The sequence below is a fragment of the Kitasatospora sp. NPDC059088 genome, assembly GCF_042738155.1.
Classification (GTDB): Bacteria; Actinomycetota; Actinomycetes; order Streptomycetales; family Streptomycetaceae; genus Kitasatospora.
On the sequence record NZ_JBHYGR010000097.1, the window covers coordinates 28,780 to 35,994 of the forward strand.

Here is a 7,215-nt window from a genome sequence, read left to right on the forward strand (position 1 = left end):
GGGCGTGGGGTCTGGCGGTGGCCCCCCCCCCCGCGGGGGCGCGGGTGCGGGGTTGGGTGGCGCCCCCCCGCCCGCGGGGGGGGGGCCGCGGGCGCCCCCCCCCCCCCCCGGGGCACCCGGGGTCGTCCGGGACCGTCCGACGAGGAGCCGGATCAGCTGCCGGGGGTGTAGGTCAGCGCGAAGGAGCCGAGCGACTGACCGCCCGTGAAGTACGTGGTGCCCAGCGCGCTGTCGAGGTACTGCGCGCCGGCCGGGTCCAGCTGCAGGCTGGAGGCCGAGAGCGACTGGGTGGTGCCCGTGCGGCCGATCTGGGTGTCGCCCAGCGGGTCCAGCAGGGCCACCGGCGCGGTGCCGCCGTTCGGGACCGCCGAGACGTTCCAGTCACGGACCTTGAAGCCGAGCTGCTTGAACGTGACGGTCTTGCCGTTGTTCAGGTTGACGAAGAGCAGTCCGCCACCGAGCTGCACCTGCCCGGAGAACGACGGGATGTTGGCGACGCCGCCCGTCACCGGGAAGGTGCTGGTCACGACGTTGTTGGTGACGTCCGCCGTGGCCGGCGTCAACGGGACGACGGCGATGCCGCCGAGCAGGGTCTTGGCCAGGAACTGCTGGTCGACCGTGACCACGGCACTGCCGGTGGGCGCGGTGGTGGTGGCCGTGGTGTCGGCCGCGGCCACACCGCTGAATCCGGTGATCGCGAGGACCACGGCGATCCCGGTGGCGGCGAGACGGACGCCGGTTCTTGCCATGTCGTACTCCCTGGGAGAGGTGGGATGGTGCGGTGGTGACAGTTGGTCAAGGGATGAGCACGCCGCCGCAGGCGCCGGACGGGAGCGGCAGGAAGCCGTAGGTCCTGATGTCGGCGGCTGCCGTGGAACTGGTGCAGATCCAGCCGTCAGGCCCGAAGACGCCGCGCAGCGCGGCTCCGTGTGCGTCGGTCGCCGCCCAGTCCGCGTCGCGGACCACGACGTAGACCGTTTGCCCGTGGAGGGTGAGGAAGTCGGTGTTGATCGCCCGGCCCGTCGCGTCGACCGGGGCCGTTCCGTCGATGCCGCGGATGGTCAGGAGCCCCTGGGTGTCGGCCCCGCTGCCCCGGCCGTAGTACGCCTGGCCGATGTAGTGCCCCACGGAGTAGGGAACCAGCACGTCCGGGTCGTTGAGCTTCGGGTCGCTGCCCTGGCCTTCGGTCACCGTCCGGTCGTCGATACAGCTGTTGACCGTGTGGATGCCCAGCGCGGCGAGGAAGGACGCCCGGGTTCCGGAGCCCGCCTTCGGGAGGAAGGGCTTGATGGTGCTGCCGGGAAGGGCGGGGTCGATCTGCTTCCACGTGGTGACGTCGCAGTCGTAGATGTCCTTGAGGTTCTGCGTCGTCAGGTTCGCCGGCGCGTTGCCGTTGCCCGGCGCGGCCCAGGACAGCGCGTCGTCCGCGTAGTTCACGAAGTCGAAGTACCGGGGGTCGGTCGGCAGCGGGCCGCGCGAGGAGCGGGCGAAGTCGACGGTCGCGCCGGTGCTGTTCTTGAGGGCCGAGATGCCGACCTCCGCGCCGTTCGGGCGCGCGATCGTGGTGGCACCGGTCTTGGTGGTGATCGTCGGCGCCCCGGTCGCGTCCCAGCTGTACAGCCGGGGTGTCGTGGTGTCCGAGCCCGGGATCGTGGCGTTGTAGTCGGCCGAGAACTGGTTCAGCACGGCCTGGCTGTCGGCGTCCCCCACCCCCACGAGGTCCTGTGCGGCCGGCAGCGCCGGCCCTGCCGGGTCCGCCACGGCCGGGCCGCCGCCGGGGGCCACCGCGACCGAGGCCGCCAGGACGGCCGTGACGAGCGGCTTCCGCCACGTCCTGTGCATCGTTCTCCGGTTCCCTTCGGTCGGCTCCCGACGGCCGACGGCCACGGGCGGCGGGCCCGTGGCCGTCGGATCGTGCGGGGTGTGATCAGGAGTGGATGGTGCTGCCGCAGGCGCCGGCGTTCAGCGGAAGGAAGCCGAAGCTCTTGAGGTCGGCCTTCGCGGTGGCGTTGGTGCAGACCCAGCCGGTGGTACCGAAGATGCTGCGCAGCGCGGTGCCGTGGGCGTCGGTCGCCTTCCAGTCCGCGTCACGGACCACGTTGTAGACCGTGCGGGCGTAGGAGGTGGCGGCGAAGTCGCCGTTGATCACCTTGTTGGTGGTGTCGACCGGCGCGGTGTTGTCGATGCTGCGGATGGTCAGCGGGCCCTGGACGTCGGAGCCGCTGCCCTTGCCGTAGTACACCTGGCCGATGTAGTGGGCGACGGAGTACGGGACCAGCGCGTCGGGGTCGGACAGGTTGGTGTCGCTGCCCTCGTTCTCCTGGACGCCCTCGGTGACGCACGGCTTGATGGTGGAGATGCCGAGCACGGAGAGGAAGAACGACCGGGTGCCGGAGTTGGCCTGCGGCAGGTACGGCTTGATGGTGTTGCTGGGCAGGCTGGGGTCGATCTGGTCCCAGGTGGTGATGTTGCAGTTGTAGATGTCCTTGAGGTTCTGCGTCGTCAGGTTGGCCGGCGCGTCACCGTTGTTCGGCGCGGCCCAGGCCACCGCGTCCGTCGCGTAGGCGACGAAGTCGAAGGTGTTCGGGTCGGTCGACTGCGGGCCGCGCGAGGAGCGGGCGAAGTCGACGGTCGCGCTGGTGTTGTTCTTGAGGGCCGAGATGCCGGCGCCGGAGCCGTTCGGGCGGGCGATCGAGGTCGCACCGGTCTTGGTGGTGATCGGCGAGGAACCGGTCGCGTCCCAGCTGTACAGGTGCGGCAGGGTGGAGCCGGCGCCCAGGTACGCGTTGTAGTCGGTGGAGAACTGGTTCAGCACGGCCTGGGTGGTGTCCGAGCCGACGCCGACGATGTCCTGGGCGGCCGGGGTGCCGGTCGGGTCGGCCAGGGCGGAGCCACTGGCGACGGTGACCAGGGAGGTCGCCAGGGCGGCGACGGTGAGCAGCTTGGCAGCGGTCTTACGCATGTTCCTCTTCCTCCGAGGGAGAGACGTCCATCGCGTGAACCCGTGCTCCGGGGGGAGTCCGGGGCCGGGGGCCGTGTCTGCTGCGGCCGCTCCGGCAGTGCCGATCCTGTCCGGCCGGGAGGTTCCGTCGGAAGGGCCGTCGGGGCCGGGCGGCGAATGTCGACTCATCGGTTCGACGAGGTTTAGGCACTGGTCAACGCGGATGTGACAGGGGCGGAACAGGGGTGACGAACCCGGTCGACGTTCTTCTCCAGGAGGCGGCTCGGGGTGTTGCCGGAAACCTGCGCTTCACCGGAACAGCACGAAGCGGAACGGCCCGGAGCAGAACCGTACGGAGCTGTACGGAGTAGGACGGAGCCGGACGGTACGAAGCGGAGCCGGCGCTACAGCGGCCAGCGGCCGTCGCGGCCGGACCGCCGCAACTCCTGCCCGACCCACTGGAGTCCGGCCAGGAAGCCCTCGACGCCGGCCTGGCACTGGTCGCGCCGCAGGTAGCCGCGGGCACTGCGGGCGACCGGGACGGCGGGGGTCGCGCCCGGCCGGGTGGTGCGCACCGGCAGGTGGGCGGACCAGACCCACTGGCGGCCCTCGGCCTGGACGGTCGAGCAGCGCAGGGCGGCCCGTTCGATGATCAGTTCGCGCACCGCGTCGGCGAGTTCCTCCTCGCTGCGGTACGTCCGCACGCCGACGCCGAGCGGCCGCCCGTTGGCGGCGCGCAGCGCCCAGCCCACGCAGCGGTCGGCCGCGGGCACGATCAGCAGCCGCGGTCCGCGCCGCTCAGCTGCCATCGGGGCGTCTCAACGACACTGCTCTCCTCGGGAGTTCACGTGCGGGCGCGTCGCGGAAGGGCACATCGCGCACGGACCGCTCGCGCACCGCCCCCTCGCGGCCGGGAGCCTCGCGGACCGACCCCTCGCGGACGGGTGGCTCGTGGACCGCCGGCTCGCGCGGCGGCTGTTTGGCGAGCAGCACGACGAAGCGGCGGAAGGCGTTCTGGCACGTCGCGTACCGTTCGTACGCGCGGCTGGAGCGCACCTCGGGCAGGCTGCGCGATCCGGGGACGACCCAGATCCAGCCGAGCCCGTCGCGGACATGGGTGATCCGCGCGGTCAGTCCGTCGGCGCCGGCGCGCAGTCCGTCGAAGCCCCGCTCGGCCTCGCCCGCCGTCTCGAACAGCGCGGAGGTGATCGCCACCACCCGGCCGTTGGGTGCCTTCAACTGCCAGCGGTAGCGCCCGTCCGGTGCACGCTCGGTCCGGAACCCCCCTCGGCTCGCCCCTGCTGCGGTGTGACCGCGGCCGGAACCGTCCACTGCCCCCTCCGTCCGGTTTCCCCTCCGGGACGGAGCCAAGCTATGTGTGCACACGGAACCGCCGAAAGCCCAGAACGTTCACAACTTGCGCCGTTGGTCGGGAAGTTCTCCCTCGTTCAGCTTTCATCTGTCGGTACCGGAACGGTCACAGCCGGGCCGTCCAGCGGACCACGGCGCCCTTCCGGTAGGGCCCGCGCTCGTGCCACGCGGCGCCGCCGAGGGCCTCGGCGCGCCGGGTGAGGTTGAGCAGTCCGCTGCGCCGGCCGCCCTGGGGGATGCCGACGCCGTCGTCGGTGACGGTCAGCAGCACGCCGGGCCGCCCGCCCCGGTCCAGCGACTCCGGGTCGCCGCCGACGGGCCGTCCGGCGTCGTCCAGGTGGACGGTCGCGTCGATCTCGACCCCGACCCGGGAGGCGCGGGCATGCCGGGCCGTGTTGGAGAGCATCTCGCGCAGGGCCGCGAGGAGTTGGCGGCCGGTGTTCTCGCCGACCAGGCTCTCGACCGGGCCGACGAAGCTCACCGAGGGCTTGAAGCCGAGGGCGGCGGCGGCCTGGCTGGCCTCGCGCAGGACGCGGGTGCGCAGGGTGTCGGGGGCGTCGCCGTGGTTGTCGTGCTGGAGCGCGTAGATGGTGGTGCGGACCTCCTGGATGGTGGCGTCCAGTTCGTCGACCGCCTTGCCGATGCCCACCTTGACCTCGGGGACGACGGACCGGCGGGCGGCGCTCTCCAGCATCATCCCGGTGGCGAACAGCCGTTGGATGACGAGGTCGTGGAGGTCGCGGGCGATCCGGTCGCGGTCCTGGAAGACGGCCAGCCGCTGCTGGTCGCGCTGGCCCTCGGCGAGCCGCAGGGCCAGCGCGGCCTGGGAGGCGAAGGTCTCGGCGAGCTGCTTCTCGGAGTCGGTGAACGGCAGGGCGCCGCGCGAGCGCCAGACGCAGAGGCCGCCGAGCACCCGCCCGGCGGCGACCATGGGCACGGCCAGGGACGGGCCGAAGCTGCGGGCGAGCCGCATCACCACGGTGGGGTCGCTGGACATGTCGTCGAGGTGGACGCTGTCGCCCTCCAGCAGCTGGGCGGCGAAGCTGTCCTTGGGCAGCAGTTCGCCGCGGACGAACTCGGCGGCCTCGCCGGAGGCGTGGGCGACCCGCATCTGCCCGTCACCCTCCGCCGAGGAGCCCGAGGAGCCCGCCGAGCCCGCCGCTCCGGGCGGGCCGGCCGGGCCGGTGGGCAGCAGAATCATGCCGAGCGCGGCGCCCGCCAGCTCCCGGACCTGCTCGGCGGCGACGGTGAGCGCGCCCTCGGCCTGCTCGGTGGAGAGCAGCGCGGTGGTGACGGCCGCGGCACCGGCGATCCAGCGTTCCCGGCGGCGGCCCTCCTCGTACAGCCGGGAGTTCTCGATGGCGACGCCGGCGGCCGCGGCGAGCGCGTGCACGACCTGTTCGTCCTCGGGCGTGAAGGCGCCGCCGCCCTTCTTCTCGGTGAGGTAGAGGTTGCCGAAGACCTCCTCGCGGACCCGGATCGGCACGCCCAGGAAGGTCTTCATCTGCGGGTGGTGCGGCGGGAAGCCGGAGGAGCGCGGGTCGGCGCCGAGGTCGGCGAGCCGCAGCGGTTCGGGGCGGTCGATGAGCGCGCCGAGGATGCCGCGGCCGGCGGGCAGTTCGCCGATCTCGGCGGCGGTGCCGTCGTCGATGCCGACGTGGATGAAGTCGGCCAGGCCGTGCCCGCCGGGGGCGATCACGCCGAGGGCCGCGTACCGGGCGTCGACGAGTTCGGCGGCGCCGGTGGCGATCCGCTGCAGGGTGGCGTGCAGGTCGAGTCCGGCCCCGATGGAGACCACCGCCTCCAGCAGGCGCTGCATCCGGTCGGTGACGGCGGCGGCGGACTGCAGCCGCTCCGCGACCTCGGTGACCAGGGTGTCCAGCCCGAGCGAGGCGATCTCGGGCACCCGGTGGGGGGTGGGCTCGGGGGCGGTCTCGGGGAGGTCCGGCGTGGGGTCCATGGAGAAAGCCTACTTTTGTACGGTTTTCAGCCGAGGGACGATGCGGCCATCAGTGCCCCACCGCCGCCAACGGTGCCTCCGCCGCCAGCAGACCGTCCGCCTCCCGCTCCCGGCGCCACAGCGCGTGCAGCCGCCCGTCCGGATCGGCGACCAGCTCGGACCAGCGGCCGCGCTCGGCCACCCGGCCGGCGTCCAGCACCAGCACCTCGTCCACGGTGGTGTCGTCCAGTCCGGCCAGCCGGTGGGTGATCAGCACGGTGGTGCGGCCCGCGGTGGCGGCCAGCAGGTCGGCGGTGAGGGCGTCGGCGGTGGGCAGGTCGAGGTGCTCGGCGGGCTCGTCCAGGACCAGCACGGGGAAGTCGGCGAGCAGCGCCCGGGCGAGCGCGAGGCGCTGGCGCTGGCCGCCGGAGAGGCGGGCGCCGTGCTCGCCGACCATGGTGTCCAGGCCGTCCGGCAGGCCCTCGGTCCAGTCCAGCAGCCGGGCGGCGGCGAGGGCGGCGCGCAGCTCGTCCTCGTCCGCGTCGGGGCGGGCGAGCCGCAGGTTCTCGCGCAGCGAGCTGTCGAAGACGTGGGCGTCCTGGGCGCAGAGGCCGATCACCCGGCGGACGTCCTCGCCCGCGAGCGCGCGGCTGTCCACAGCCTGTGGACGACCGGCGGCGAAGGTGACGGACCCGGCGCCGGGCTCCAGGAAGCGCAGCAGCGCCTGGGCGAGGGTGGTCTTGCCGGAGCCGGAGGGGCCGACCACGGCGATCCGGCGGCCGGGCGCGAGATCGAGGTCGACGCCGGTGAGCGCGTCCACGGCCTGCCCGGGGTGCCGTACGGTCAGCCCGCGCACCGCGACGGGCAGCGGCCGCTCGGGCAGTGCGGCCGGTGACCAGGACCCGGGGGGGGAACAACAAGCGCGCGCCAGCCGCGGGGGGGTGTTGGGGGTGGGGGGGGTGTT

At 73.3% G+C, this 7,215-nt stretch carries 7 protein-coding genes; all 7 read right to left on the reverse strand.

What is annotated here, in order from left to right; genetic code table 11:
* Nucleotides 1–152: 152 nt before the first annotated feature.
* Nucleotides 153–749 carry a hypothetical protein gene (locus tag ACFWXO_RS32625; protein ID WP_380528411.1) on the reverse strand — a complete coding sequence of 199 codons (597 nt, stop codon included), beginning with the start codon at nucleotides 747–749 and terminating at the stop codon, nucleotides 153–155.
* 46 nt (nucleotides 750–795) lie between these two features.
* Nucleotides 796–1,842 (reverse strand): substrate-binding domain-containing protein, encoded by a 1,047-nt coding sequence (locus tag ACFWXO_RS32630; protein ID WP_380528413.1) that lies wholly within the window; start codon nucleotides 1,840–1,842, stop codon nucleotides 796–798.
* 85 nt (nucleotides 1,843–1,927) lie between these two features.
* Nucleotides 1,928–2,962 (reverse strand): PstS family phosphate ABC transporter substrate-binding protein, encoded by a 1,035-nt coding sequence (locus tag ACFWXO_RS32635; RefSeq protein ID WP_375895311.1) that lies wholly within the window; start codon nucleotides 2,960–2,962, stop codon nucleotides 1,928–1,930.
* Between the two features lie 383 nt (nucleotides 2,963–3,345).
* Entirely contained in the window at nucleotides 3,346–3,750 is a 405-nt protein-coding gene (locus ACFWXO_RS32640) for a hypothetical protein (protein WP_375895314.1), read from the reverse strand.
* A complete protein-coding gene (locus tag ACFWXO_RS32645; protein WP_380528415.1) occupies nucleotides 3,740–4,327 on the reverse strand; it encodes a DUF1508 domain-containing protein in 588 nt (195 codons plus the stop codon). The genes ACFWXO_RS32640 and ACFWXO_RS32645 overlap by 11 nt, the downstream gene beginning before the upstream one ends.
* 91 nt (nucleotides 4,328–4,418) lie before the next feature.
* On the reverse strand, nucleotides 4,419–6,272 hold the full coding sequence (locus ACFWXO_RS32650; RefSeq protein WP_380528417.1) for a GAF domain-containing protein: 1,854 nt from the start codon (nucleotides 6,270–6,272) through the stop codon (nucleotides 4,419–4,421).
* Nucleotides 6,273–6,321: 49 nt separating this feature from the next.
* The coding region (locus ACFWXO_RS32655) for an ATP-binding cassette domain-containing protein (RefSeq protein ID WP_380528419.1) at nucleotides 6,322–7,215 on the reverse strand (894 nt) is incomplete at its 5' end.